Origin of the sequence: Sulfurovum sp. (assembly GCF_049668085.1) — a bacterium.
GTDB lineage: Bacteria > Campylobacterota > Campylobacteria > Campylobacterales > Sulfurovaceae > Sulfurovum.
The window spans coordinates 27,664-54,118 of sequence record NZ_JBATIY010000065.1 but is presented as its reverse complement, the minus strand read 5'-3'; the positions used below and the strand labels follow the sequence as shown (position 1 = coordinate 54,118).

At 36.9% G+C, this 26,455-nt stretch carries 27 protein-coding genes; 14 read left to right on the top strand and 13 right to left on the bottom strand.

What is annotated here, in order from left to right:
* Positions 1-129: 129 nt before the first annotated feature.
* Complete coding sequence (locus tag WBM70_RS04175; RefSeq protein ID WP_424557251.1) at positions 130-924, bottom strand: hypothetical protein; 795 nt, start codon at positions 922-924, stop codon at positions 130-132.
* 64 nt (positions 925-988) lie between these two features.
* On the opposite strand from WBM70_RS04175, the gene WBM70_RS04170 reads away from it, so the two are divergent.
* Positions 989-1,420: an META domain-containing protein gene (locus WBM70_RS04170; protein ID WP_424557250.1), complete on the top strand. Its 432-nt coding sequence runs from the start codon at positions 989-991 to the stop codon at positions 1,418-1,420.
* A 12-nt stretch (positions 1,421-1,432) separates the two neighbouring features.
* Here WBM70_RS04170 and WBM70_RS04165 read toward each other — a convergent pair whose 3' ends face one another.
* The 8 genes from WBM70_RS04165 to WBM70_RS04130 all read right to left on the bottom strand — a co-directional run bounded on the left by WBM70_RS04165 (position 1,433) and on the right by WBM70_RS04130 (position 9,981).
* A complete protein-coding gene (locus WBM70_RS04165; protein ID WP_424557249.1) occupies positions 1,433-2,887 on the bottom strand; it encodes a Mur ligase family protein in 1,455 nt (484 codons plus the stop codon).
* Entirely contained in the window at positions 2,884-3,615 is a 732-nt protein-coding gene (locus WBM70_RS04160) for an alpha/beta fold hydrolase (protein WP_424557248.1), read from the bottom strand. Before WBM70_RS04160 ends, WBM70_RS04165 begins: the two co-directional genes overlap by 4 nt.
* A 141-nt stretch (positions 3,616-3,756) precedes the next feature.
* Positions 3,757-5,010 carry an FAD-dependent oxidoreductase gene (locus WBM70_RS04155; protein ID WP_424557247.1) on the bottom strand — a complete coding sequence of 418 codons (1,254 nt, stop codon included), beginning with the start codon at positions 5,008-5,010 and terminating at the stop codon, positions 3,757-3,759.
* Between the two features lie 10 nt (positions 5,011-5,020).
* Positions 5,021-6,046 (bottom strand): c-type cytochrome, encoded by a 1,026-nt coding sequence (locus WBM70_RS04150; RefSeq protein ID WP_424557246.1) that lies wholly within the window; start codon positions 6,044-6,046, stop codon positions 5,021-5,023.
* Between the two features lie 218 nt (positions 6,047-6,264).
* Complete coding sequence (locus WBM70_RS04145; RefSeq protein ID WP_424557245.1) at positions 6,265-6,573, bottom strand: hypothetical protein; 309 nt, start codon at positions 6,571-6,573, stop codon at positions 6,265-6,267.
* Positions 6,574-6,785: 212 nt separating this feature from the next.
* Positions 6,786-7,553 (bottom strand): L,D-transpeptidase family protein, encoded by a 768-nt coding sequence (locus tag WBM70_RS04140; protein ID WP_424557244.1) that lies wholly within the window; start codon positions 7,551-7,553, stop codon positions 6,786-6,788.
* Positions 7,554-7,565: 12 nt separating this feature from the next.
* A complete protein-coding gene (locus WBM70_RS04135) occupies positions 7,566-8,795 on the bottom strand; it encodes a L,D-transpeptidase family protein (RefSeq protein ID WP_424557243.1) in 1,230 nt (409 codons plus the stop codon).
* Positions 8,796-8,835: 40 nt separating this feature from the next.
* A complete protein-coding gene (locus tag WBM70_RS04130) occupies positions 8,836-9,981 on the bottom strand; it encodes an NAD(P)/FAD-dependent oxidoreductase (RefSeq protein ID WP_424557242.1) in 1,146 nt (381 codons plus the stop codon).
* A gap of 96 nt (positions 9,982-10,077) precedes the next feature.
* On the opposite strand from WBM70_RS04130, the gene WBM70_RS04125 reads away from it, so the two are divergent.
* The 6 genes from WBM70_RS04125 to WBM70_RS04100 all read left to right on the top strand — a co-directional run bounded on the left by WBM70_RS04125 (position 10,078) and on the right by WBM70_RS04100 (position 14,349).
* On the top strand, positions 10,078-10,428 hold the full coding sequence (locus tag WBM70_RS04125) for a hypothetical protein (RefSeq protein ID WP_424557241.1): 351 nt from the start codon (positions 10,078-10,080) through the stop codon (positions 10,426-10,428).
* Positions 10,429-10,482: 54 nt separating this feature from the next.
* Positions 10,483-11,160, top strand: a complete 678-nt coding sequence (locus WBM70_RS04120) for a C40 family peptidase (protein ID WP_424557240.1) — start codon at positions 10,483-10,485, stop codon at positions 11,158-11,160.
* 257 nt (positions 11,161-11,417) lie between these two features.
* Positions 11,418-12,044 carry a response regulator transcription factor gene (locus tag WBM70_RS04115; RefSeq protein ID WP_424557239.1) on the top strand — a complete coding sequence of 209 codons (627 nt, stop codon included), beginning with the start codon at positions 11,418-11,420 and terminating at the stop codon, positions 12,042-12,044.
* Positions 12,031-13,080, top strand: coding sequence for a sensor histidine kinase (locus WBM70_RS04110; RefSeq protein WP_424557238.1), 1,050 nt, complete (start codon positions 12,031-12,033; stop codon positions 13,078-13,080). The genes WBM70_RS04115 and WBM70_RS04110 overlap by 14 nt, the downstream gene beginning before the upstream one ends.
* 32 nt (positions 13,081-13,112) lie before the next feature.
* Positions 13,113-13,550: a hypothetical protein gene (locus WBM70_RS04105; RefSeq protein ID WP_424557237.1), complete on the top strand. Its 438-nt coding sequence runs from the start codon at positions 13,113-13,115 to the stop codon at positions 13,548-13,550.
* Positions 13,537-14,349 (top strand): hypothetical protein, encoded by an 813-nt coding sequence (locus WBM70_RS04100; protein ID WP_424557236.1) that lies wholly within the window; start codon positions 13,537-13,539, stop codon positions 14,347-14,349. Before WBM70_RS04105 ends, WBM70_RS04100 begins: the two co-directional genes overlap by 14 nt.
* Before the next feature lie 2 nt (positions 14,350-14,351).
* Here WBM70_RS04100 and eco read toward each other — a convergent pair whose 3' ends face one another.
* Entirely contained in the window at positions 14,352-14,825 is a 474-nt protein-coding gene (gene eco, locus WBM70_RS04095) for a serine protease inhibitor ecotin (RefSeq protein WP_424557235.1), read from the bottom strand.
* Positions 14,826-14,948: 123 nt separating this feature from the next.
* Here eco and WBM70_RS04090 point away from each other — a divergent pair, with 123 nt between their 5' ends.
* The 3 genes from WBM70_RS04090 to WBM70_RS04080 all read left to right on the top strand — a co-directional run bounded on the left by WBM70_RS04090 (position 14,949) and on the right by WBM70_RS04080 (position 16,586).
* Positions 14,949-15,119, top strand: a complete 171-nt coding sequence (locus WBM70_RS04090) for a hypothetical protein (protein ID WP_424557234.1) — start codon at positions 14,949-14,951, stop codon at positions 15,117-15,119.
* Between the two features lie 71 nt (positions 15,120-15,190).
* Complete coding sequence (locus tag WBM70_RS04085) at positions 15,191-16,018, top strand: damage-control phosphatase ARMT1 family protein (protein WP_424557233.1); 828 nt, start codon at positions 15,191-15,193, stop codon at positions 16,016-16,018.
* 4 nt (positions 16,019-16,022) lie between these two features.
* A complete protein-coding gene (locus WBM70_RS04080; RefSeq protein WP_424557232.1) occupies positions 16,023-16,586 on the top strand; it encodes a hypothetical protein in 564 nt (187 codons plus the stop codon).
* Positions 16,587-16,606: 20 nt separating this feature from the next.
* Here WBM70_RS04080 and ruvA read toward each other — a convergent pair whose 3' ends face one another.
* Positions 16,607-17,164 carry a Holliday junction branch migration protein RuvA gene (gene ruvA / locus WBM70_RS04075; protein ID WP_424557231.1) on the bottom strand — a complete coding sequence of 186 codons (558 nt, stop codon included), beginning with the start codon at positions 17,162-17,164 and terminating at the stop codon, positions 16,607-16,609.
* A gap of 162 nt (positions 17,165-17,326) precedes the next feature.
* Here ruvA and WBM70_RS04070 point away from each other — a divergent pair, with 162 nt between their 5' ends.
* Together WBM70_RS04070 and murJ are read left to right on the top strand one after the other, a co-directional pair.
* Complete coding sequence (locus WBM70_RS04070) at positions 17,327-17,944, top strand: flavodoxin domain-containing protein (RefSeq protein ID WP_424557230.1); 618 nt, start codon at positions 17,327-17,329, stop codon at positions 17,942-17,944.
* A gap of 19 nt (positions 17,945-17,963) precedes the next feature.
* Complete coding sequence (gene murJ / locus WBM70_RS04065) at positions 17,964-19,370, top strand: murein biosynthesis integral membrane protein MurJ (RefSeq protein WP_424557229.1); 1,407 nt, start codon at positions 17,964-17,966, stop codon at positions 19,368-19,370.
* A 62-nt stretch (positions 19,371-19,432) separates the two neighbouring features.
* Here murJ and WBM70_RS04060 read toward each other — a convergent pair whose 3' ends face one another.
* Together WBM70_RS04060 and WBM70_RS04055 are read right to left on the bottom strand one after the other, a co-directional pair.
* Positions 19,433-20,932, bottom strand: a complete 1,500-nt coding sequence (locus WBM70_RS04060; protein ID WP_424557228.1) for a 4Fe-4S binding protein — start codon at positions 20,930-20,932, stop codon at positions 19,433-19,435.
* Positions 20,933-20,942: 10 nt separating this feature from the next.
* Positions 20,943-23,126: a TonB-dependent receptor gene (locus tag WBM70_RS04055; protein ID WP_424557227.1), complete on the bottom strand. Its 2,184-nt coding sequence runs from the start codon at positions 23,124-23,126 to the stop codon at positions 20,943-20,945.
* Between the two features lie 215 nt (positions 23,127-23,341).
* Between WBM70_RS04055 and cysS the strand changes: the two genes are divergently transcribed.
* A complete protein-coding gene (gene cysS, locus WBM70_RS04050) occupies positions 23,342-24,751 on the top strand; it encodes a cysteine--tRNA ligase (protein WP_424557226.1) in 1,410 nt (469 codons plus the stop codon).
* A complete protein-coding gene (locus WBM70_RS04045; RefSeq protein WP_424557225.1) occupies positions 24,751-26,454 on the top strand; it encodes an ABC transporter ATP-binding protein in 1,704 nt (567 codons plus the stop codon). Before cysS ends, WBM70_RS04045 begins: the two co-directional genes overlap by 1 nt.
* The last annotated feature ends 1 nt before the right edge of the window (position 26,455 follow it).

The window sequence follows — 26,455 nt, the reverse complement described above, 5'->3', positions numbered from 1 at the left end:
AAAAGCATATTAGACAGTAAGGAACTTGAACATAGGCTCTTAGATAAAACGTCGAAGAGACAAAAAAAACTACTGCTTCAAACCAAGAAGAAACTACATAAATTCAAAGAGAAGGCTCTTAAACTCTAACTACTTCCAGTATGTATCCAGTCGGACATTCCATCCTTTTCTCCAACGCTCCTCTCCACGTGCAGGAGGAGAATTCTTGATACGTCTGCTAAGCATTGCTTTTGCAGACTCAGCGAATGCTTTGAGTTTGTTTGCTTCTTTTGGGTTCATATGTTCGAGTACCTGGAGAAGTCCCCAACCTTCTCCCTTATAGCGTTCACTCTTCAACGTACCCTCACCTTTGAAATTGGTGTAGTCTAACAGCACGTAAAGCCCTCTTTCATTGACTGAACCATCTTTGTTATGCATCACTTCATAAAAACGTTTTTTGATCAATTGCTGTTTTTCAGGCTCTTCTATGGTCTCCAGCATTTGGGACAAAGCAGCACTTAAACGCTGTGCCATAAAGTCTGCCTGTTCAGGCATGGTTGCCTTGAGAAATTTGAATAGTTGCACATACTTTTTACTTTTTGCTTTCTTCGCAGCATAAAATTCTTCTTTAGAATTCCATGGCAGTGGTGTTTTAGAGTTGAGCCAGCTTGGCATCTTTACACCCTTTTCTTCCATAGAGGCCACTACCATAGGAAAAACTTCTCTAAAGCGTTCCATATGCCCTTTAGAGAACCAGATAAAGTGTCCTATACCTACTGATGCAAAGTCCTCGCCTTCGTTCCAATGCACTAGATACTTGTCAAGACCTGCACCTTCATTCTGCCATACTTTTTGTGCTATGAAATTCGCTTGTTTCTCTGTAAGCTTGATCTGTGTAGCAAAAAGTATCGATATTGATAAAATAAAAAATAAAATAAATCTCATACATACTCCGTTAACTATTTAAATATACAATTCTCATTATACTATATAATATGAGGAAGTTTATATGCTTAACAAAAAATCACTTATTGTAACACTATTAGTATCATTATGTACCAGTTATCTCTCGGCACAAACAGAAAGTGTGGACCTTGATGATCTTCACGGAAACTGGCATTTACGTAGTATGGATGGTAAAGATGTGCGAAAAGCAAGAGCCATTTTGGACTTTGATGCCAAAAATATGAGACTCGACGGATTTGATGGCTGCAACCGTATATCAAGTGAATTAAAAACAAACAGTAAAACTTTGAAATCTACAAAACTGGCAACTACAAGAATGGGTTGTAGAGAGTTTATACACAGCTATGTGAGAACAAGATTACATAAAACTGTAAAAGAAGGGTTTACCGTCACAAAAGCTAAACAAAATGGCGTAGAAGGCATACTGGTTAAAGGTTCAAAGCATAAACTCTTTTTTAAATGGATGAGTTCTTAAGGCAGGACTTTTCTACACAAAGCTTGGCGCATCGTTGGCAAAAAGTACTAGATCTCCTGGGCGTGTTTGCTCTACAAGCATTGCCTCCATCTCACCTTTAGTAGCAAGTTTCACCAACTTATCTGACTCTACATTATCTCTAAAGATCGCATAATTTAGATCTCCTGTCACAACTACCAGATCGAAAACTTCATTAGCTTTTTGTGCAACTTGAACATTCAGTTCATCATCCACTTCAACAAGTCCTGGAGTGATAAGCACTTTACGACCTTCATACGTACTGACTAGGTCAAATGAAGTCATCATGCCATCAATATTTCCATTGAAACTGTCATCGAGTATCACTTTACCACCCGCATCGATACGCTGAAGTCTATGATCCACCGCTTTAAGTGTAGAAAGCCCTTCTTGTATCTGCTCATCACTCAATCCAAGCTTTTTTGCCACAAGCACTGCCGCTGCCAAGTTCATCGCATTAAATGCACCCAAAATACTTGCAGAGTATCTTACACCATCAAGTGTAAAGCTTGTGCTGTCCAGTGTTGCTTCTACATCTTCTATGACATACTCTGGAGCAGCTTCTATGGTACGTATATCCAAATTTTCTTTGCTGCCAAACGTATGTACGTTTGACTCTGGCTTAACTCTGGCACTTTCGTGTACCCATGCCTCTTTAAGTCTCTCTGTTTTAAGTATCTCCATCTTAGTGTTACGGATATTTTCCATCGTCTTGAAGTACTCTATGTGTGCAGGACCTATCTTACCTACGATCACATAATGAGGATTGACAAAGGTACTGATCTCCCCAATATCACCCTCACCTCTTGCACCCATCTCAACCACATAGACTTCTGTATCAGCAGGCAAGTCATCATTCACATCTTTCATCACGCCGCCAAGTGTGTTGACAGAACGTGGTGTAGCATAGGTTTTATATTTGGCTTTGAGTAGATGCTCAATATAGTTTTTAATACTGGTCTTTCCGTAGCTTGCAGTGATACCCACTACGATAAGGTCTTCCATCGCTTCGATCTTCTTTTGTGCTTTTACTTTAAACCCGTTAAAGAGCATCTTCTCTATGAGCATAGAGACAAAATAGGCTAAAAAGAGTGGCAAGACGACAGCAAAATGGTTAAACACTACTGTAATGAAAAGGGCAAAAAAGATTAAGGCAGCATAAAAACGTTTAACCCTTCCGGTAAACACTAAAGGTTTATCCAATCCTCTGTACCATTGGAAGAGTAAGCCCAAATACGCAATGACAACCACAAAACCATACTCACCCATACCATCTACAAATACATAAAGTGCGAACGGTACCAGGAAGTAGACAAAGTGCCACCATGTTTTAGTATGATGGAAAAGTACACGGTTCAACTTGTAACTGTACCACTGTAGATTGGTAATGAAATAGTAGCCCATAGCTAAAATAAAAAGTGCGTAAAAAATTGTGTTTAGTAAAATCATTGTCTTGCTTCCTTACAGTGTTCAGTGATCGCTTCAGCGATAAAATCTTTATGTGTCAAAAAGAAAAAGTGGTCTCCATCCAGTGGATAAAATACACTGTTCTTTATGAGTCCAGATATCTTCTCACCTGTGTAAAGTGGTGTTGCAGTGTCTTCTTTACCCCAAAAACAGAGTGCCTTGCTTTTACTTTTGGCAAACTCGGCTTCAAAATCTTCATCTACCACATTTTTGAATGTCTCATACATTTCATGGCTCACACCCTGTGCATCAGGTGCCACAAAAAGTTCGCGTATCTTTTTCATGCCCAAAGGTTTAAGAAGTTTAAATGTAGCGATCTTTACTTTTACAGACCATGGTTTGACGGTGACAACACCTGCAGATGACAAGAGTACCAAACAAGGTGTGTTCATAAGTGTAGAAACCTTACCCCCGAATGAGTGTCCCATGGCGATGGTTGCACTAACACCTAATGCATCTAAAAAGAGTTGTACTATTTTGGCATAGTCTTTTGTGGTTAGGATCATCTCATTGGTACTCTTACCAAAACCTGGCATATCCAGATAAATATGTTTAAAATCCGGAAGAGTGTTTCCAAAAGCTTGTTTCATGATCTCTTTATTACTCCCCCAACCATGAAGTACAAGCAGTACATCATCTTGCGTAGGGTTGACTAATTCATAAGCGAGTTTAAAAGTATGTTCTTTGTAGCGTATCTCTTTAGATGCCATATTTCACCGTTCTTAAAAATTAAATTATTTTAGTCTGAATTATACAATAGCATTATGAAAGTAGCGATGATACATGAATTTAGTATTTATTTTGGATTTTTGTAGGATGGGAGTACATCCTACATATTTGAGCCAAGCGAATTAAGAGAAAGTATCAGAAAAAAGATTCCCTGACCATGAAAACATTTGACTGTAATTGCTAGTGCTTGGTTCACCCGCTGCTAGATTGGAGATAACCATTTTTTGCTCATTCTCATCATATTTAAAGACAGCTGATAGCCATGAAGCTTCTGTGGTAGATGTTGGACTATAACAAGCTGAGTTTGTTTTTGGTGAAGGGTATAATGCAACACCATTCAGTGTTCTTAAAATAGCATCTGCACACACTTTTGCCTCAGAGTTTCCTATATGCCCTGCTTTTGGTTGCCCTGTACCTTGCGAATCACCAATAATATATATGCCATTTGCCATAACAGATTCGTAGCTCAATGGATTAATAGGTGCCCAGTTTCCAGAGTTAACTCCTGCTTTGAAAACAATAGGAGCTGCTTTTTGCTTTGGTATAACATTTAAAACCGTTGAACTTAACGTTTTTGATACGTCATTCTCTATGTATGTTAAAGTTTTAGTCTCGTCATTAACCGCCGTAACGGTTGTACTTGGTTTGTACTCTACACCATACTCAGCAAATTTTGCACCGAAGGTATCTGCTTCTACTGTAATATTTGCATTGGCATCTAGCACATTTACCTGACAGTTGCTAAACCCTTTCACATTTTTAAGATAGTCAGCCACTACACAAGCTCTTTCATAAGGACCAGGAGGGCAACGGTAAGGTGCAGCTGGAATCGTCATCGTAAATGTATCACCATCAGCCATTGCATCAATTTGTGCTTTTAACAGATCCGTCTGCTCTCCTGCTTTCCAAGCGTGCGGTACTTTAGTGATATCGTAATCATTTACTTTTATAAAGTCCATACCTGCTGCCAAGACCAATTTGTCATATTTAACGCTGCTTCCATTTCCCAAAGTAAGGCTTTGATTGATCTTATCGACACTATTTACCGTAGTGTGGATCATATTGATACCATATTTACTGCTCAGATCGCCATAGGTAAAGGAGAGATCAGAGATCGTTTTCTGTCCATTAAGCACCAAGTTACTTAGTATAGGTGATACATAGGTTGGATTTGCTTCTATGATGGTTACATTCACACTGCTTCCACCCCACATCTTTAGGTACTTTGCACAGGTTGCTCCTGAAAATCCACCGCCAACTACTACAATATGTGGAGTAGTAGTATCTTCTGCCATACCAGGAGTCACAGCAAAGAGTGAGCTTGCTCCTAGGAACTTCATAAAATTTCGTCTTGAATTTGAATGGGTTGTTTTCATCTACTATCCTTTAATCATTTGTTTTAAGTGTTTTCAGCCAGTTACCGATCAATATGATCTCTTCACTGGTATATCCATGAGCCTGGGCACTCATAATTGGTTCATCATCAAAGATCTCACTTCCAAGGTCATCTTCGCCTGCAATACTGTCCCATTCGTTTGTAGAGATACCATTCGTACCATGACACTGCGCACATTGCGAACCTAAAAGTCGTCCTGCATTAGCCGTGTAAGCTGTAGGTAACACTATATCTGTAGTAGTATCGGTTGAACCTTCATCTTCGTCATCAATACCGTCATTATCATCATCTGAATCTAAATAATCATCAATACCGTCATTATCGTCATCTGAATCTTCACTATCACGAATACCATCATTGTCATCATCAACATCGTTATCATTATCGATACCATCATCATCCAGATCATTATCAACATCCACCATGCCATCACCATCATCATCGTCATCTTCATAGTTACTGATACCATCATTATCATCATCTTCATAGACATTGACTAATCCATCATTATCATCATCCAGTGGATTCTCAAGTTCAATTACGATTGATATGCCATCAACCCGAATGTTCAATATATCATCTGAGACATGATCGCCATTGCTATCATTGATATTAGAAGGGTCCATTGCCAGAGGAATGTGACCAAGATCTACATCTGATACTGCTGTAAAGAGTGTCCCGTTTGCATCAGGTGTGATCATACCGATCTGGGTAACTACTTTGTTTACAGTATCATCCTCATTGGTTGTCATGACCAAAGAGCAGCTCAGAGTGCTAGGGATTTCAATCTCAAATGGATGCTCATCCGTATTATTCTCAATAGATTTGACTTTATAGTAACTGCCATCCTCACAGAAAGCTTCAATAAGCGTTCCTGGAACCGTACCACTGATTTTTGATAGGGAATTGGATGTTGTAATAGCTGTGTTGTCTGCAGTGGTAGATGATCCGCCGCCACATCCAGCTAAAAGAAGTGCAGAGGCTAAAGCCGAGAGTTTCAATGAAGTTGTTTTCATACCTGTCCTTTTAATTTGTATATGAGGAAGTGTATCGTGAACAGTGTTACTTAAGTGTTATGGAAGTGTTACCTAAGTGTTAGTTGTGTATGGATTTTGTTTATAGTATAGATTTGTTTTAAGAATGAAGAATAAATATTGGAGAGCTTGTTTAAGAGGATTTCAAAAAAGTAGTAAAGACTGTAGATCTCTAGAGTCTTTACTCCATAGTCAATACCTTACTGAGCACCATTCTCAACAGAATCGATCTGCTCAACAAACTGTTCAATATAGAAGGTAACAAGATTTGCTAAATCTTCTGCTGTCTTGTTTATATAGTGATGTTTAAGAGGTATATTTTGTTCCATTATATGTGTTCCATTGGCATTATATTTCAAGTGTATATAAGGATCTCCAGAAACATCACAAGTCTCTGCTGTTGTTTCAACTTCAGGTATACAATATTCAATCTCAATGTCTGGGTTTACCATTACATTATTAACAAGTTCTACAACTCTTTCCAATTTTTCTTTAAGTGCTTTTTCCATTACTATTTCTCCTAAATTATATATTATCATTTTCAATGATCAGTATAAAGTATTATTATGATAGAGATACCACGCTAGATACGCATCTCAATCACACCTCTAGTTCATGTTTCATTGTATCAGAAAAACTTAAATCTTTATATGAATATTTAGAATATTAGCAAACAAAAAGTGTGTGAAAAAGAAATAAGAGGTTTTAGATGATCAAACTGCTATTCATTTGCTTCATGTATCGTGTATTGTTTATTTTCTACTTTTACATGGGGTGGCAATTTTTCTGCTTCAAAATAGTCGTATCCCTCTTTGAGGTTGTCCCAAAAATCATACCACCCACTATCTCCATACAGCGCCATATTTTCATCTGTCATCCGAAATGGAAAAGCGTGTACCTGTACATATTTTTGACCTTTTTGCAACGCAGCTTCTACCAAAGTATAGATCTCTTCTATTTTCTCATCCGTCATAGCATAACATCCGTTAGAAACACAGTTACCATGCACCATTAGAAATGATCCTGTTCGTTCATTAACACGATCATATTCGTTAGGAAAACCTAAATTAAAAGAGAGATAAAATTTACTGTTTGGATTGAGGTGATATTTTTTGACCTTATAAAAACCTTCAGGAGCCTGTCTATCACCTTCTTGTAATTTAGGTCCTAAATAACCAGAATATGCACAAATAAAATAATCTTTTAGGTGCTGATATTCTGATCCAGAGCGTATCCATACTTCTAAAAGAGATTCCTCTTTAAAGATGCGTATAAAAATAGGATCGCCTACTTTGGCTGAGAAAAATGCAAGCCTCTCTTCAAGGCTTACATTGAAAAGATTCTCTTTGCCTATGATCTCTTCAATTGCCATTTTCTCATCCTTTACAATGTTTTCCTCTTTATAAGGCAGTGTATAAAAAAGTATAATTGAAAAAAGAAGAAAAAGATGAACAAGTATATCAGCTAAGATCAGCCATGCTCTTGTCATCTTCTTTCTTTGTTAGAAATTAAGTTTGTGTGACTTGTCAAAACCATAAATATCATCGAACTGTAAGAGATTGTTACACTCATCCATATAGGTTGTGAAATATGCGGTATGCACCGGTAATCTTTTGGTTACCTTCACATAATGCGTTTTCAAAGAGTCATATTTCTCTTTGATCTCTTCAGGCGTGGTAGAAGTATAATTTTTTGAAATATAATCCAACATCAATGATGGCTTCGCAAGTCTTACACATCCATGACTGTAAGTACGTACTTTACGTTTAAAGAGATGTTTTGACTGCGTATCGTGCATATAGACCGAATGATGGTTAGGAAAGATGAACTTCACACGTCCTAAACCATTTTTCTCAGAAGGTACCTCTATAAATTTAAACGGTACGTATCCTTTCCCGCCTACATATGCATTCAAATTGACTGAACTTGGGCTTAGCTTTTTCGAATTAAGATCATAGGTTGAACGCATTACCATACGATTTTTTGTCAAATACCCCGGATCCTTCAGCAGATCAGGGATCACTTCATTCCTAGCAATACTGTCTGGAACATTCCATTGAGGATTTAGTGTTATATATGAGAGGTCTGCAGAAAACATAGGTGTTTTCATTTTTCGTTTACCGACTACCACATTCATCATAACAGCTGTTTTTTTCTTCTCAATAATTCGTACTACGAACTCAGGAATATTGATCAATGCATAATTTTCTCCAAGACCCGGCTTCATTAATTTCACTCTTTCAATATTCAAACGAATTTTACGAAGTGTCGATGCAGAAGTGTTAGAATCATTCTTTAAACGTTCATGTGCTTTTATAAGGCATGAAAACTGGTTGAATGTAGGGACATAAGGTTTAAGTATATTCTCTATACTCTGACCTGCTTTAAGCTTCATCTTGATATCTGATTCACTTACTTTTTGAGAATACGTTCCATACCCTACTATCGTCTTTTCCCCTTCTTTTACAGTAAGAGATGGATCAACAATACATCCATTGGCAAGGTTTTTTGTATACGCTACAAGTAACTTAGTCATCAGTTTGGAGTTTTCACTCTCTTTCACATTAGCATAAAGTGACTGCTGATCACAGATAGAAGCATATTTATCTGTTTTCAGTATCTTTAAAAATTCATTTTTTTGTGCTGATCTCCAGCCCTCAGCATCCGGTGTTCCCACACATCCACTCAATACTGCAGCAAACAATACTGCCAACACAATTTTTATTTTCACTACTTTTTCCTAAGAGTTTATTTTTTTCTCATATTTCACTTTAAGCATGTCTGCTTGACAAGCTTTTAGCACAACTGTACGCACTTGAAAATGCCCATTGAAAGTTGTAGCCTCCTAGTCTCCCTGTTACATCCAGGACTTCGCCTATGAAATAAAGCCCCTCTTCCTCTTGACTCATCATCGTACTACCATCTATTTCAGATGTAGCCACACCACCCTTGGTAACCTCCGCTTTTGAATACCCAAAAGTCCCTGCAGGTGCAAAACTATAGTGACTTAACGTTTGAAGTGTTTCACGTTCTTTCACTGTGAGCTGATGGTAAGGTTTGTCTTCCAGAGACAATTGTAACAAAAATGCCTTAGTAACACGCTTTGGCATAGTCAGGAGTGAAGATATCTGCTTTTTGCTTCCCTCTACATTTTTCCAGGAAAAACCTGGAAGAAAATCTATCTCTATCTTCCCTTTTTCCCAGTAAAGTGATGCATCCAGTACTGCTGGTCCGCTCATCCCCTTATGTGCAAAAAGCAAAGCACCTACACAGACATTATCTCCCACGCGTATCTTTACCTCTGTAGAAACACCTGAGAGTTCTTTAAAGAAGAACTGCTCTTTTTGTACTGTGAATCCTACCAATGCCGGTGCAGTTTTCACAATAGTATGTCCAAATGATTCTGCTATCTCATACCCTATACTGCTTGCACCGAGTTTAGGATAACTGAGTCCTCCAGAGGCTACTACCACGGCTTTGGCTGTATATGTTTTTTTGTTCGTCTTCACATAAAAGATATCATCACGCTTTGTCACTTCTAAAACGTGTTCATTTAAACAGACTTTTTGTTTCCTGCTTTCTTTTAAAAAGATCTCCAACAACTCCTTGGCCGAATCTTTACAAAAATACTGTGTCTCTTTTCTGAGTACAGGATGTAGGTTTTGTCTCTCCAACCATCTCAAAAGTGCTTTTTCATTGAATTTTCTTAAGGGTTGTTCTACAAAGTTTTTATCACCAAGGAAATACTCTGTTCCCATCAGTGTATTGGTAATGTTACATTTACCACCACCTGAGACAAGTATCTTTGCACCTGCTTTGGCATTACTCTCTATGATAGTAGCACTGTTTTTAGGAAGTAACGAAGCAAGCATCAATGCACTTGCTCCTCCTCCTATAATAATGATCTGATTATTCATGGGCAGTATTATATCTTATTATAGAATGTATTTAACTACAACTACACATAAAGTACACATGTAATCATTAGAATAAGCAAAAAAAAGGTTTTACTTATGCAAAAAATTGCTATTTTATGCCTCATCACTGCGATAACCTCCTTCTCTTACGCTGCAGAAAAATATGACACAAAAGCATTGAGAACTGTACAAAAACTCTGTACCTCATGTCATGGTACCCCATTTTATATGGCCAAACAAATAGACGAAGATGACTGGGAATTCTTTTTTGAAACTCCGGGGAAACTTGAAAAGATACACAAAGAAAAGCCAGAAGCCCTTGCAAGCCTGAAAAGTTCATCTTTCAAAAAACGTAAAGAACGTATTTTGAAATTCTTCATAGACAATTCCAAGTTTTCCGGTGCAGTCAATGGATGTGATGCGAACTTCTGCGGAACAGTACATTAGAAAACTTTCATTCATATTTTTTGTGCTATAGTATAAAAAAATATGGATGGGATAATGTTAAGACCTTTTTTTACAGTTTTATGTATTGTTTCATTTTCTCAAGCAAGTCTCTTTACCATTACAGATCGACAAGGCAATGTTGTTCACAGTACTAAGATCGCACCTACAGAAAATGCTTTTTTGAACCAAAAAGCCACAGAATATTCCCTTCAAGCTATCTATGATGAACTACACCGTGCAGAATATCTTGCCCGTAAGGCTGAAGCAGCTCGTTTAAGAGCAGAACGTATCGCAAAGGCACAGGAAGAGGCAAAAAAAGTAGGGAAAACCTACCAGATCTCAGAAATAGATAAACAAAAACTTTTAGAAGATGCTAAATACTTTAAAGGTGGAAAATATGTATGGGGTGGTACTACTCCGGAAGGATTTGACTGTTCAGGCTATGTACAATACCTTTACAAAAAACACAACATCAATCTACCAAGAACTGCATGGGCACAATCAAAAAAAGGACAAATAGTAGAGAAGAATGATCTGCAAAAAGGAGACCTACTCTTCTTTCTGACAGACAAAAAAAGAGGTATACCTATCACACATGTAGGTATCTATATAGGCAATGGAAACTTCATCCATGCCGCATCAAAAAAGAAAGGTATCATTATCTCTCCCCTCACACATGGCAGCTATGCCAAAACATTTGTTTCTGCCAGACGCGTTGTTCAAAAAACATAATACCTCTTATTTGAAACACTATTAACACATGGGTAACACAACTTCTGATAGAATTGTTCGATAATTCTATCAGGGGATATAATAAAAAGTTCCCCCTGAAAGAGGTGATAAGTTTAGATATTATGACTGACATAATGAACAAATAGAGATTCATATTGTACTTTGATATAGACTATTCAAGATGGGGAATATTCCCATCTCGATAATTCTACTACTCTTGTGCTAAAATATCACTACCATCAAAGGAAGAAACTACTATGAGACTACTGTTACTTGAAGATGATCATATACTCAATGAAACCCTACATCTCTTTCTCTCGAAAGAAGGATACAAAGTAGACACTGCTCTGAGTATAGAAGAGGCAGAAACATTGACCTTTAACAATTCCTATGACCTTTACTTGCTTGATATCAATCTTCCACAGGGTAATGGTATCGATCTTCTTAAGTCTCTTCGATATGCGGAAGATACAACACCCACTATCTTTATCACAGCACTAACAGATATGAATTCCATGTCCGAGGGCTTTAAATTAGGCGCTATTGATTATATAAAAAAACCTTTTGATCCTCAAGAACTCCTTATCCGTATCGCTGCAAAGTTTTCAACATGTACCCTTACCTATAAACATTTAGAATTTGATCCAAAGTCACAGATTATCAGATCTGAAGGTGCAATTATTGATCTAGGCAATGTACAATTAAAGATTTTTGAAAAACTTTTATCACAATGTGGTTCTGTGATCAAAAAAGAAGAACTCTATGAGTGTCTAGAGCACATTTCAGATACTGCTTTACGTGTGGCCATCACAAAAATAAAACAAAAATTAGATATTGATATCAAAAACATCAGAGGTAAAGGGTATATACTTGAAAAATTATGAAAAGGAATCCCTCTTTAAAAACTTTCTTGTTTTTTTCTCCCTTTTAGAGATACTTCTTGTGATGCTTTTTATTGAATTGTATCGTACAAAAAAAACAGAATTCAGGAACAACCTTTTACAAGAGATGCAACTGTGTAGTTATTCTCTTGAGTGCGAACAGTTCTCTTTTGATTTTGCTCCTCAAAGTGAAAATATACTCAATAAACTCTATGACAATAATGGAACACATGCTTATTTTACGATACCAAAATCTAAAAAATATTATATGAAGATCTCGTATGCTGCAGATAAGCTTCATGCAGATATCCAAAGCATCTTTCAGTCACTTTGGATCAAATTCTTTCTGGCTTCCTTACTGCTTTTTATTGTTGCACTCTTTTTTACCTTTTATAGCTTAAACCCTATCAGAAAAGCACTGCGTTTGAATGATGAGTTCATCAAAGATATACTCCATGACTTCAACACGCCTATTACCTCTATGATCCTCAATATTAAAATGCTTAAAGATGAAAAAGGAGAAGACCCGTATATCACAAGACTTACAAAAAGTATAGACAACCTCTTGCGTTTACAAAACAATTTAAAAAGTTTTCTACACAACTCTCCTTCACAAAGTCAAAATATAGACATTGCTGTTTTGGCAGAGGAACGTTTGAAAAATATCCAAAATATCTATCCTGATCTAGCCTATATATTTCAAAAAGAAAATGATCTAATTAAAATGACCAACCATGAACTTCTTACACGTATTTTAGACAACATACTAAGTAATGCTGCAAAATACAATAAAACCAATGGGGAAGTAAGGGTAACTATTTCCAATGAGATAGTGACTATAGAAGATACAGGTAAAGGTATCAAAAATATAGATAAGGTCTTGCAACGCTACTATAAAGAACAAGATAGAGGTATTGGTCTGGGTCTGCATATCGTTAACAAATTATGTAATGAACTTAATATAGGTATGAACATTCAAAGTCAGATCAACCATGGTACAAAAATTACTTTGAATTTTCAACATCTTAGAAAGGAATAGATATCAAACAACATATTACCCCCTATTTACTATTGTTACTGATATCTATTATACCTCTTTGTGCCAATATTGATGCACGTATTGAAGCGATTCAAAATGCACCTGTTGAAGAACGTTATATACTTATGAATGCCTTTAAAAAAGAGGTGGTTCATATGCAAGAAACAGAACGCATAGATGCCATTACAAAACTCAGATCCATTACCCAAAGTCGTCATAGTGATCGAGCGATCAAAGAGTTACAAAGACATACTAAACCAAGACATTATCGTAGTAGAGAGATATTATCAAAGACCAAAGAAAGAACCGAAAAACACTTCACTAAAGAGAATGAAGTTGAAGATCATATTGAAAATGAAACCGAAGATCATATTGAGGATGAAACTGAAGACCATATTGAAGATGAAACTGAAGACCATATTGAGGATGAAACTGAAGACCATATTGAGGATGAACATGATGATGACTAAAATACTTTTACCCTGCTTAATGCTCTTTACACTAAGTCATGCGCAATCAGCTACAGATCAAGATATGGACGGTGTACCTGATGATAGAGACCAATGTCTTGATACTCCTTTTCTCAATGTAGTTAATGATAAGGGATGTTCAACTACTACATTGATATTCCCAGAAGAAAGAGATAGTGGCAGTTTAGATGTCAGTTTTGGCTATGGATACAGTATCGACGAAGAACAACTTGACAGAGACAGTCAGCATACAACCAAATTTCAGATCAGTTATTATCTCAATAATTGGAGTTATTCGTTACGAACAGGGTATTTTAGCACGAATGATGACAGTGGTATGCAAGATACGACCCTAAAGATAAAACGTAAATTCAAGCTCACAAAATCTCTCAAAATTGGTCTGGGAGTGGGTGTTAGATTACCCACCTATGATTTTATAGGGAACAACACAGACTATACACTGTATGGTTCTATTATCTATTATCCTAAATCTGCACTCTCAATTTTTGCCGGAGTAAGCCATACATTTATCCAAGATGATCAAATAGTAACCCCATTAGAGGACATCAATACAGTTTATGCCGGCAGTGGTTACTTTTTTACTAAAGACCTTTATGCCAATATCGCCTACTCTTATGCCGAAAGTAAATTTACCACCAACGATCCTGCACATTCAATTATCTCAACACTTTTTTATAGGATCAATGACAAATGGTTTACTACACTCTCATACAGTCATGTTATAAAAGATGAACTTAGCAACTCAGCGAGCATCAAATTTGGATATAGTATTTGGTAAAACTATCGCTGCTTTGCCCGCAGAACCGTAGGATCAGCACTCCAAATACGATAGCGTACTTCATACCCTTTTGGTACATAGATAACCATAGGGAGTCGGCTGTTGTATCTACGTAGTTCATCACGTATTGATATAAATTTTTCTGTTTTGGGTTCAGGACATGCCATCATGGTTGTTGCACCACTTTCTATCTTCTCTACTTCCAGATATATATATCCCCATCCTTCAAGCGTTACACTTGTGATCTCTCCATAAAACGAATGATGATTACAATCCACCATCATATTTTTACCTATAAGTAGCTCTACGCGACGATCATAATCATTCTCACTTTTAGGTACTTCAACAACATGACGTTCATAACCTTCCTGTGCTTGAGGAAACATATGAATATTGTCTTTTTTTGTAGGCTCTGCACTCAGAGTCATACTTCCTAATACGATACAAAATACGATAGTTAACTGTTTAAAATACAAGAGATACTCCTTTGACTTGTTCAGTTATTATACTGCAGTATGATTAACGCTCTAATGTGTGTAATAAAAGTAGGATATTTAAAGCTTTAAACTTTATAATTAGTTATACAATAAAGGCAAAATATGAAAACAATTGAAGAACTCGAAAAAGAACTAGCAACTGCAAATAAACTCATAAATGAATTATCTGAAAAAGATGAAGCAAAATGTAAAATTAGGATTATTCATATAGTTGCTTGGATGCTAGGTGGATTCTTCAGCTACCTTACATTCATTTACTTACTTTCTAACTAAACTTGAGAGTAATACCGCTACATAGGAGTCCTTCTATACACCTTGTAAGCGTTGTTTAAAGGATATGTGACATGAACATTAAACCTGACTGTTTATCCTGTTTATTTGATCAAGCCCTCAAAGTGACCAAACTTTTAGATCTTGATGATGAAACAAGTAAAAAAATATTCGATAGGACTGCACAGGTTTTGATGGACCATGACATGTTAAGTACCCCTCCGCAGATCGCAAAAGATATCTATCAAGCTATATCTGATATCACTGGTGATGAAGATCCCGTAGCACTTGCGAAAGAACGTGCTACACACGAAGCAATGAAGATAGATACCTCTTTTATTCATACCATTCCAGATGCACTTAAAATGGCGGTTATTGGCAATGTGATCGATTTTGGATCACAAGAACAATTTTCACTCAATGAAATGATCCAAAGTCATTTTCACCGCTCATTCGTTCTAGATGATACCGTTGAGTTTATCAAAGAGTTACAACACGCCAAAGAGTTGGTACTTATCGCTGATAATGTGGGAGAACACATCTTTGATAAACTGCTCATAGAGACCATTAAAAAGAGTTATGATATCCATGTACATTACTTTGTGAGAGGGAAACCTATTATCAATGATGTAACCCTCCAAGAAGCTGAGCTTCTTCATACCTGTGCAGATATTGTCGATACAAGTGTTGAAACACCAGGTTACGATCTTGAAGAGGCCAACAATGAGTCTCGAGAAATATTTGATCGTGCTGACATAGTACTTGCAAAAGGTATGGGAAACTTTGAAAGTCTGTATAAAGTAGCCAAACGTCCTATCTATTTCCTTTTTGTTATAAAATGTACAGTGGTCGCCGAAGCGATAGGACAAAATGTCAAAGAACTGATATTCACAAGAGCATAAAGAGATGAAGACTATAGACATAAGCCAACTTCACACAGAAAATCATCGGTATGCCGTACATCTTGCGACACATCAAAATATACTCATCTATAAAAATGGCATATTTGTACTAGATCGAGTATCAGAACAAGATCCTTTTGAAGCCGTAGACTTTTGGCGAGACCTTTCGCTTTCAGTAGAGATCTTACTTAAATCATGTCTACTCAAACACCATATTCCTTTCTTTAAAAAAAGAGCCCATTGTGAATATGGTAACAAGATCACAGCCATAGATAATCCATGGCTCAAAGAGACACTCAAAGACTTACAAATAGACTATATCGCACAGATCAATACAGGTACCATCAGTACAGCCTTAAAAAGTGTGCAAGAAGAACTATTTGGAAAAACTGCATTCGATCCTCAAAAGGAAATACTGATCTCAGAGATGATCTATATTATCATACGTACACGTCGAAACAGAAACAGTCATTTTTTCTTTCCTAATCAAGGGAGCGTTGAAATGGCAGAAGTGGAAATGCTTTATCTTCCTCTACTCAATATGCTTGAAGAGTTATATAACGTATAGATACGAAAGCCAAAAGCTTATTACAAGCGTTGTAACTTTTTTAACCCTTCTTTGACAAGTGTACTTGTATCTCCAGTACATCCTGAAAGCGCTTTTTGAATGGCCTCTTTTTTAAATCCTAAACTCTCTAGTGCCATTATCGCTTCACCTAAGGCACCGCTATTGGCACTCTCTTCATTCCCATCTACAATGAAATCAGCCAACTCTACCAAGATACGACTGGCTGCTTTAGGTCCTATACCCGGTACACGTTTGAGCATACTGACATCCTTGGAAGCTACCACTTTTGCAAAAGTTCCAGGTGTAAAGGTAGAACAAATAGCCAACCCTACTTTTGGCCCTACTCCATTGATCTTTAAAACAGTGTCAAACATCTTTTGTTCATTACTGTCCATAAATCCAAAAAGTAGATTGGCATCTTCACGTATGACCTGAGTCACAAAAAGTTTGACTTTCTTCTCTGTTATAGCATTTGATGTATTGATAGATACCATCACTTCATAGATCAATCCATTTACATTCACATGTATAAACGTGGGGTCTTTTCTTTCCAATGTACCTTCTATGCCTACTATCATATCTGCCCTTCTTCATTTTAGTTCTCAAAGTATATCAAGAGTTTTAGAGTAGATTCAAAAACATGTCAAATTGACATGTTTTATCTCTTTTTTTATAAGGGTATAGTATCTTATCAACCAAATGTGATAAAATAAAGATAGATAAAGAGCATAGGAATAAAAATGAATCGAAGAAGTTTTTTACTGAATATAGGGGTGGCTTTTGCTTCAGCATCTGCATACAGTTTTGGGAATAGTATCAAACCGTTAATAGAAAGCCGTTCGGAAAAAATTGCATTGATCTATGGAAGCAGATATGGTGCTACAGAAGATAATGCAAAATGGGTTGCTAAAGGAATCGGAAGTGACGTAGATATATTGAACATCGAGACCATAGACTTTGCTGAAACGCTAAAAAAGTATGACAAGTTCATTATCGGTTCAGGTATTTGGATCGATGGCGCACATAAGCGTCTGATGGAACTGCTCTCTACCTATACAGTTCAGATAGAATCCAAGATCATCGCTTCATTTATCGTTTGTGGAACAACGGGTGAAGATGTAGCCGGTAAAGCGAGGATAGAAGGTTATTTTGAACGCTTCCACAAACCGCTAAACGTTAAACCTACACTAAAAAAACATTTTGGTGGCAGAATGACCATTGAACAGTTAAGTGAAAAAGATAGAAAACTTCTGGACAATTTTTATACAAATGTTCTTAAAAGAGAGTTTAAAAGCTGGGATCGAACCAATCCTGAACAGGCAGAGAAGTTTGGTTTATCTATGCTAAAATACAGCTAACTTAACAATAAAGAATACTATGCGATTAAAATCGATTTTCACTAACAGCTTCGGTATTTTATTTTCACGTGTTACCGGTCTGGGACGTGATGTCCTTATGGCTTCTGCATTAGGTGCATCCATGTGGAGTGATATGTTCTTTATCGCCTTCAAACTGCCTAATCTTTTTAGACGTATATTTGCCGAGGGAGCATTTACGCAGGCATTTATGCCTTCTTTTGTAGCTTCAAAACATAAAGGTGTCTTTGCTACAGCTATATTTTTACGGTTTTTACTTTTTCTTATGGCATTCTCACTGCTTATCACTTTTTTCCCTGAACCTATCACAAAACTTCTAGCTTGGGGATGGGACAGTGATCTGATAGAAAAAACATCACCGATGACTGCCATAAACTTTTGGTATTTGGATCTCATCTTTATCGTAACCTTTTTAGCCACACTGCTCCAATATAAAAACCATTTTGCCACTACAGCCATGTCAACAGCCCTGCTCAATATCTCTATGATCGCAGCACTGTATATCTACATGAAAGAAGATCCCAAAACAGTAGCCTATGCACTAAGTTTTGCTGTACTCATAGGTGGTGCATTACAGGTGCTTACACATCTTATCGCACTAAATAAGTTTAATCTACACAAAATTCTTTTAGGTGGATGGAAGTACAGAAAAATCAAAAATGTTGATGAAGAGAAAAAACATTTCCAATCTCTCTTTTTACCGGGAATACTAGGAAATTCCACACCTCAGATCTCTGCCTTTATAGATACGCTCTTAGCAACTTTCCTCATGACAGGGTCTGTTTCTTATCTCTTTTACGCCAATCGTATCTTCCAGCTTCCGCTTGCCATCATCGCGATTGCTACTGCAACCGTGCTTTTCCCTGCGGTTTCAAAAGCACTTAAGAACAAAAATGAAACAGAAGCATACAAGAATCTAAATCAAGCCTTTTGGTTACTTGCATTTTTGTTAGGTGGAGCTATGGTTGGTGGTATCTTACTGGCAGAACCCATTGTCTGGCTACTCTTTGAGCGGGGGAAATTCACCGCACTTCAAACACTTGAAACGGTCAATGTACTTCAAATGTATATGGTGGGTTTACTTCCTTTTGGATTGGCAAAACTCTTTTCTCTTTTCCTCTATGCATCGCATAGACATCGCAAAGCAGCCAAAATCGCTGTTTACTCCCTCATCACTTCTGTCTCAGCATCACTGATACTCATGCATCCTCTTGGTGCTTCAGGACTTGCTCTGGCAGGAAGTATAGGAGGATGGGTACTTTTTATACTCACAGTAAAAGAAGTAGGAACAGATAAGTTTATGGAGATCATTAGATCAAGCAGATCCCTTTATTGGATCATAGGATTGCTATTGCTTTCTATTTTATTTTATCAGATCAATGATGTGCTATTGGGGTATATACGATAAAGAGATTTTAACGTTTGTTTTTTGATACTCCCTCCCATAGGATAGGATGGAGTATCATATTTCTACTGTTTATTCATAGATGCGCCACATTTACCAGCCTCACATTTCATTACAGGTGTTTCTGATTTTGCAGGTTTCGCAGTACTATGATTTCCATGACTGCCATGATGACTTCTCTTAGCCATACCGTAGGTGTTAAATACATAAGCTCTATATACGTTCGTTGAAAGATAAAGCGTAATAAGCGAAGAAGCAAAGACAAATGCTATCACTTTCTTCATCTTTGTTGCTTTAAAAGAATTCATTTTTTTTGCCAGGATGACATAACCCCATAACGCAGCAATATAAGGAATCACTTTAAAAATACCCAACCATGCATCTTTTCTTGAGGCAAGGTTTTCAACCGGACCTGCTTCCAAACCAAATCCATAGATGAAACCATTGGCTATATCTGCATAGTTATGGGTAAAGAAACTATGTATCAAGTGTGCCAAACCACCGATGAGAAATAGTGGTGCAAATGCATAACCTAACGTATAAAAGGTCTTTTCAAAAGGTGCCTTTAATACCTTTGACGCGACAAACATACCTATATAAACGATACCGATCGCAAATAATGTAGCATAAATGAAAGCAAACATACCTACTGCATCTAGTGATCCAAAATCGATATACTGTTTTGCATATTCCGCTGTTGTTGACCAGATAAATGTATCTGCAATAGCAGAACGGTTTAGCCCATGGTGAAAACTCATCGTAAGCGAAATAGCTGCTGTTATGAGTATAAATGCCCAGACTTCAGCTTTATTGTATTTGAACTTTTCAAACAATGGTGCTGAAGGTTTGGTAATTCTAAATGCTACCGAGTCACAGGCATCACTACAATCCATACACAGTGTACAGTCATCCATCGAGTTTTTATTATCAAAAGCATATGGCTTTAGATTATAGGGACAGGCTACTGCACAATCCAATGTTTCACAACTGGCGCAATCCTCTTTATAGGTTCCCAATGTGGCAAATGATACTTTACCATATGCTTTTGTCAAAGTTCCGATAGGACAGATATATTTACAATAACTCATATCTTTATAGAGGTAATACATCACAAAAGCAACCAATGTAATTCCAGTAAAAAGCCAAGCAGTGGCAAGTGGAACTTTCCAGAAACCAGGTACGGTATAGTAGATAGCCCACCATCCAAAAAAGAGGATGAATATACCGATGAATCTATTTTTCAAGAAGTTAGGCATCTCTTTTTTAAGACCGAACTTTGTGATATATTTTCCTAAAAATCCATGAGGACATATACCACAGAAAATTCTACCAAAGGTGGTTAAAGTTACTACGATAAAAAGTGACCAAAACAGTCCCCAGAAGAGGTGTTGGGTAAAGATATTTTCACTACCCGGATCAGCAAAACCCATATATACACCATAGATGAATAGAGCAAGAACAACTATCTTCAATACCATCATAAATGTTTGATTTTTAAATAAAAATCCTAATACGGGCATGCCATATATATCATTTCTAGCTCTATTTTCCTTGAACTCTACCATTAACTATCCTTTAAAATTTAACACTAAGACCCATATAATACATACGTCCTGGATTTACAGTCAGACCCATATCTCCTATATTATAAACGCCATCTTCATTTCTATCACCTGTTACACGTGGCATCATAAAGTATTGTTTGTCAAATAGATTTTCTACTTTCCCGTATACTTCTACATCAAGACCTGCTACTTTTGCATTATAAGTAGTTCTCAAGTCAAACAGTGAATATCCACCTAATTTTACTTGATTCATTTCATCTGCATATTGACTTGATCGATAGTTCATCCCTGCTGTAAGCAGCCAGTTAGCCAAAAGGTTATAGTTACCCTCAAGGTAAATTGTATGTTTGGATGTTCTAGGTACTGTGTTTCCAGACAGATCATAAGTACCTTCGACATAATCTCTTCCTGTAGCAGGATTAGTAAGAACTAAGTTATATTCATCATATCTTGTATACTCTGCATCTAAATACGTATAGTTAAAGGCAAAATAAAATTCTTTCGACTTGTCACTGTTTAAACTAAACTCAACTCCTCTATTACGAGCATCTGCAAAGTTTCCATACATAATTGGACTTGCGATGTCACCAACATAATTACCCCCATTTCTTGTGATCATATCATCTCTATCCAGCTGAAAGATCGCTATGTCATACGTAAACATGTCCTGTTTACCTCTATACCCTACTTCATAGTTATATGTTGTTTCTGTATCTATATCTGGATTATTTGCATAGTCATATCTTCCTGATAAAATATCGCCAGCATACAGTTGATCAATTGTTGGTACTCTAAACCCAGTTGAGAAACTCGCAAAGAAAATAGAATCTTCTTGAAGTTTATAAGTCGCACCTGCTCTATATGACATTTCATCAAAATCTTTATCCCAGGAAGCAGCTCCGCCTCTTGCTAAATAATTTGTATAGTCATACTCCATATGATCATATCTTGCATTGAAAGTCGTGATCAATTTATCATTGATCTGATATTTAAGTTCCCCATAAAAAGCGTTTATATCTTCATTGAAGTTTGTGTCACTGTTGACATCTCCAATAGCAAATTGATTACCTCTTCTATCTGTATAGTCTACTCTATAAACACTATTTTTATCTTCTTCATTTCTTGCAATATCAAGTCCGACCATATACGCTAGTCTCTCTCCATCTTGTCTATATTCAGACTTAAACCCTTGCTGGAGTGTATTTGCATATGCATTAAACAGGTGATCATCTCTTAAAAGACCATTATTAGGTATTCCGTCATATGCACCATTTTTATTGGTTGTTGTATCTTCATATCTATAGATTTGAGCCATTAAGTTTGAATCATTTGCAAAATCTTTTGAGTAGGTTAAAAAATATTTATCAAGATCAATATTGTAATCCGTTGAATACCCTACTTCTCCATAACTTTTTGGATTGGTTTCGACTTGATTCACACCACCCACAGTATGCGTGATTGACCCTGTATCATTTTCATATCTCGAAGAAATATCTGCACCAAATGTAATATCGCTCGTATCATCTATATAGTATTGAAATTTACCATTAAATGATTTTGCCCAATAGTCTGAATCTTCCCAATATCCGTCACTTGCTTTATAGCTTGCCTGAACTTGATACGCAAAATTTTCTGTACTACCCGTATAGTTTGCTATATATTTCTCAAATCCGTAACTACCAAATTCTGCACTTACCGATCCTTCATTTGTCGCTTTTGGTCTTTTGGTTGTAATGACTATCGCACCTGATAATGCATCATTTCCATATAAATAAGAAGCACCACCTTTGATAATTTTAAGAGATTCGATATTATCCATATCAATGTTCACAGATCCTGCTCTTTCTTGTACAGGAACACCATCGATTACGATTGCAACACCAGGTTTTTCACCCATATACATTTCATTTCCAACACCTCTGATATGGATCTTATTTGAATCTCCCTCATTTTCTGTTGCTGTCACACCAGGAACTGTATTTAATACATCCACAATGTTTTCTGCCCTAAATACATCTACCTCTTCACCTGTAAGTGTTACAGTATTTGATACTTCGAGTTTCTTCGCATCGAATTTGTCATCAATAGTTGATGATTCAACGGTAATTGTTCCTAGATCTTCCGCTGCATGCATAGTTGAAGCAATTGCAAGAACTGCTATTATCGAGTGTTTTATCTGTTTCATTTGTCTCATTGTAACTCTTCCTATTTTTTAATTTAGAAGATTCTGTCCAAGTTGTGTTAATTTTGTGTTAACCTTTTGATTCAAATTAGAATATTGTAAAAATTCATTGTTTTCTTCGTCCAAATGTTTCATTAGGTTTCACACAAAAAGCCATGCGTAAACTCTTCTAATTAACTTTTAGCTATAATCACAACACTACATATATTAAAGGTCCATCGATTATTATGCACATTTATGACAGCGTACAAAAAACAAAACTACTTTTTGAACCTATCCGTAAGGGAGAGGCAAGCATCTATGTTTGCGGGCCTACTGTTTATGATGATGCACATTTAGGTCATGCTCGAAGCAGCCTCTCTTTTGATTTACTTTCCCGTACACTCAAAGCTCTGAACTATAAAGTGACGATGGGAAAAAACTTTACTGATATCGATGACAAGATCATCAAAAAAGTCGAAGAGACAGGCAAAAGTATGGAAGAGATCACCTCTTTTTACATCGACCGTTACCTTGAAGAGATGTCAGACCTTGGCATACAACGTGCGGATATAGAGCCAAAAGCCACAGAGTCCCTAGAAGCAATAGAAAACATGATACAAACACTCATTGACAAAGACATGGCATATGTTATCTCCTCAGGCGATGTCTACTTTGATACCAGTAAAGATACACACTATGGTGAAATATCACATCAAGTGGGTGAAGATGATGACAACCAAAGTCGTGTAGCACACACTTCAGAAAAAAGAAATCCTAAAGATTTTGCACTTTGGAAAGCGTGTAAAGGCAATGAAGATATCTGTTTTGATGCACCCTTCTCTTCTGGTCGTCCAGGCTGGCACATAGAGTGCTCTGCAATGATAGAAAAACATTTTGCCCATACACATGGTACCGATGAGTACAGTATAGACATTCATGGTGGTGGTGCCGACCTGCTTTTCCCTCACCATGAAAATGAAGCAGCGCAAAGTCGCTGTGCTACAGGACATGAACTGTCTAAATACTGGATGCATAACGGTTTTGTACAAATAAACGGTGAAAAGATGAGTAAATCCTTAGGCAACAGCTTTTTTCTTAAAGATGCACTCAAAGTCTATGACGGAGAAGTATTGCGCTACTACCTCAACTCTGTACATTACAGAAATGATTTTAATTTCAATGAAGAAGATCTGCTCATATCCAAAAAAAGACTCGACAAGATATACAGACTTAAAAAACGTGTCAGTCCGGGTAAAGCTTCTGCAGTCAACAAGACATTCAAAAAAGGACTGCTTGATGCGATGAGTGATGATCTTAATATCTCCATAGCACTTGCTGTCATAGATGAAATGGTAGCCACCACCAATGATACTCTTGATACAAACCCAAAAGACAAAGCCCTCAAAAAAGAGACTTTGGCAAACTTAGAGTTTATCGATACACTGCTTGGATTTGGTGGTAAAGAACCCTTTTCTTATTTCCAAATTGGTGTGAATGAAACACTTAAAACACAAATAGAAAATCTTATCTTTGAACGTACTGAAGCAAAAAAAGAAAAAAACTTTGAACGTTCAGATGCCATCCGTAATGAACTGATAGCCTTGGGCATATCTATCATGGATACTGCTGATGGTACACTTTGGGAAAAAGCGTAATGAAAGATCTTCTAAAACAATACCTCCCCTATCTTGTAGGCTATAAAAAACAGTTTTTCTTTGCCGTACTTGGAATGATCGCAGTTGCTGTAGGTACCGCAGGTACGGCACATCTTATAAAACCTGTACTTGATGATGTCTTCATCAATAAAGATGTAGAAATGCTCACCCTCATGCCTTTTCTATTGGTTGCGGTGTTTATGCTTCAGGGTATAGGAAAATATGTACAAGTCTACTACACCTCTTATATTGGTCAAGATGTTGTCAGAAAGCTACGTGACAAACTGGTATCTCATATCACCTACTTGGATATGGCCTTCTTTAAAAATATGCATACAGGAGAAATACTCTCACGTGTGACGAACGATATAGCCCGTATACAAATGGTGGTTGCTCAAATCATTCCTGATCTCATAAGAGAAGGTTTAATCATTTTTGCACTTACCGGATATGTTATTTATCAAAGTCCGAAACTTGCTTTCTATTTTCTTATCATCATGCCTATAGCTCTCTTTCCTCTCTCCAAACTTGCTAAAAAAATGCGTAAATACTCCAAACTTTCTCAAGAGAGTACCGCAGATATGACCTCTCGTCTTGGAGAGATATTATCTAACATTGAGGTCATTAAATCTCACTCATCCCAACCTTATGAACAAAAGCGTTTTTCTGCTGAGAACCAAAATGTGTTTAGATTTATTATGAAACAGATAAGAACCAATGCTCTCACCTCACCTGTTATGGAAATTCTAGGTTCTGTTGCCATAGGTATGGTTATTTATATTGGAGGGAAAGAGGTCATTGACGGACATATGACAGTGGGTGCATTCTTTGCCTTCGCTACTGCACTTTTTATGCTCTACAACCCTATCAAAAAGATCTCAGCCCTCTACAATCAAGCACAAGATGCCATCACTGCCAATACACGGATGTATGAACTACTTGACACTGAACCTGACATTACCTCAGGGAACAAAGAACTCACAGATAGTATCGAAACGATCTCTTTAGAAAATGTTTCTCTTACTTACAATGATACACCTGCATTAAGGAACATCCGCCTAGAAGCAAAAAAGGGGGACTCTATTGCACTGGTAGGTGACAGTGGTGCGGGGAAAAGTTCATTGGTCAATCTACTGGTACGTTTTTATGACCCTTCTTCAGGGAAGATCCTTATTAATAACAGTGACAACAAAGATTTTACCCTTACCTCTTTACATAAAAAAATATCTTATGTTACACAACGTATCTACATCTTCAACGACACTATTGCAAGTAATGTTGCCTATGGAGAAGAGATAGATGAAGAACGTGTTGTCGAGGCTCTGGAAAAATCCTATGCTATGGAGTTTATCAGTAAACTAGATGATGGTATCCATACACTTTTATCTGAGAGTGGAGACAACCTCTCCGGAGGGCAAAGACAACGTATTGCTTTAGCACGTGCTCTCTATAAAAATCCTGATATTCTCATCCTTGATGAAGCTACTTCTGCTCTGGACAATAAAAGTGAAGCTCTCATACAAAAAGCATTACAAGAGCTCAAGTCAGAAATGATCACCTTTACTGTAGCCCACAGATTAAGTACCATAGAAGATGCTGATACCATCTTGGTATTTCAAGATGGAGAGATCATTTGTAGAGGTACACATGAAAACCTTCTTCAAGAGTGTCCAACCTATCAAAAGTTATCGAGAAATTTATAGC

Excerpts from the sequence above, each read along its gene's own strand:
- WBM70_RS04175 (WP_424557251.1), bottom strand. The coding sequence starts at position 924 with ATGAGATTTATTTTATTTTTTATTTTATCAATATCGATACTTTTTGCT.
- WBM70_RS04170 (WP_424557250.1), top strand. The coding sequence starts at position 989 with ATGCTTAACAAAAAATCACTTATTGTAACACTATTAGTATCATTATGT.
- WBM70_RS04165 (WP_424557249.1), bottom strand. The coding sequence starts at position 2,887 with ATGATTTTACTAAACACAATTTTTTACGCACTTTTTATTTTAGCTATG.
- WBM70_RS04160 (WP_424557248.1), bottom strand. The coding sequence starts at position 3,615 with ATGGCATCTAAAGAGATACGCTACAAAGAACATACTTTTAAACTCGCT.
- WBM70_RS04155 (WP_424557247.1), bottom strand. The coding sequence starts at position 5,010 with ATGAAAACAACCCATTCAAATTCAAGACGAAATTTTATGAAGTTCCTA.
- WBM70_RS04150 (WP_424557246.1), bottom strand. The coding sequence starts at position 6,046 with ATGAAAACAACTTCATTGAAACTCTCGGCTTTAGCCTCTGCACTTCTT.
- WBM70_RS04145 (WP_424557245.1), bottom strand. The coding sequence starts at position 6,573 with ATGGAAAAAGCACTTAAAGAAAAATTGGAAAGAGTTGTAGAACTTGTT.
- WBM70_RS04140 (WP_424557244.1), bottom strand. The coding sequence starts at position 7,553 with ATGACAAGAGCATGGCTGATCTTAGCTGATATACTTGTTCATCTTTTT.
- WBM70_RS04130 (WP_424557242.1), bottom strand. The coding sequence starts at position 9,981 with ATGAATAATCAGATCATTATTATAGGAGGAGGAGCAAGTGCATTGATG.
- WBM70_RS04125 (WP_424557241.1), top strand. The coding sequence starts at position 10,078 with ATGCAAAAAATTGCTATTTTATGCCTCATCACTGCGATAACCTCCTTC.
- WBM70_RS04120 (WP_424557240.1), top strand. The coding sequence starts at position 10,483 with ATGTTAAGACCTTTTTTTACAGTTTTATGTATTGTTTCATTTTCTCAA.
- WBM70_RS04115 (WP_424557239.1), top strand. The coding sequence starts at position 11,418 with ATGAGACTACTGTTACTTGAAGATGATCATATACTCAATGAAACCCTA.
- WBM70_RS04100 (WP_424557236.1), top strand. The coding sequence starts at position 13,537 with ATGATGATGACTAAAATACTTTTACCCTGCTTAATGCTCTTTACACTA.
- WBM70_RS04090 (WP_424557234.1), top strand. The coding sequence starts at position 14,949 with ATGAAAACAATTGAAGAACTCGAAAAAGAACTAGCAACTGCAAATAAA.
- WBM70_RS04085 (WP_424557233.1), top strand. The coding sequence starts at position 15,191 with ATGAACATTAAACCTGACTGTTTATCCTGTTTATTTGATCAAGCCCTC.
- WBM70_RS04080 (WP_424557232.1), top strand. The coding sequence starts at position 16,023 with ATGAAGACTATAGACATAAGCCAACTTCACACAGAAAATCATCGGTAT.
- ruvA (WP_424557231.1), bottom strand. The coding sequence starts at position 17,164 with ATGATAGTAGGCATAGAAGGTACATTGGAAAGAAAAGACCCCACGTTT.
- WBM70_RS04070 (WP_424557230.1), top strand. The coding sequence starts at position 17,327 with ATGAATCGAAGAAGTTTTTTACTGAATATAGGGGTGGCTTTTGCTTCA.
- murJ (WP_424557229.1), top strand. The coding sequence starts at position 17,964 with ATGCGATTAAAATCGATTTTCACTAACAGCTTCGGTATTTTATTTTCA.
- WBM70_RS04060 (WP_424557228.1), bottom strand. The coding sequence starts at position 20,932 with ATGGTAGAGTTCAAGGAAAATAGAGCTAGAAATGATATATATGGCATG.
- WBM70_RS04055 (WP_424557227.1), bottom strand. The coding sequence starts at position 23,126 with ATGAGACAAATGAAACAGATAAAACACTCGATAATAGCAGTTCTTGCA.
- cysS (WP_424557226.1), top strand. The coding sequence starts at position 23,342 with ATGCACATTTATGACAGCGTACAAAAAACAAAACTACTTTTTGAACCT.
- WBM70_RS04045 (WP_424557225.1), top strand. The coding sequence starts at position 24,751 with ATGAAAGATCTTCTAAAACAATACCTCCCCTATCTTGTAGGCTATAAA.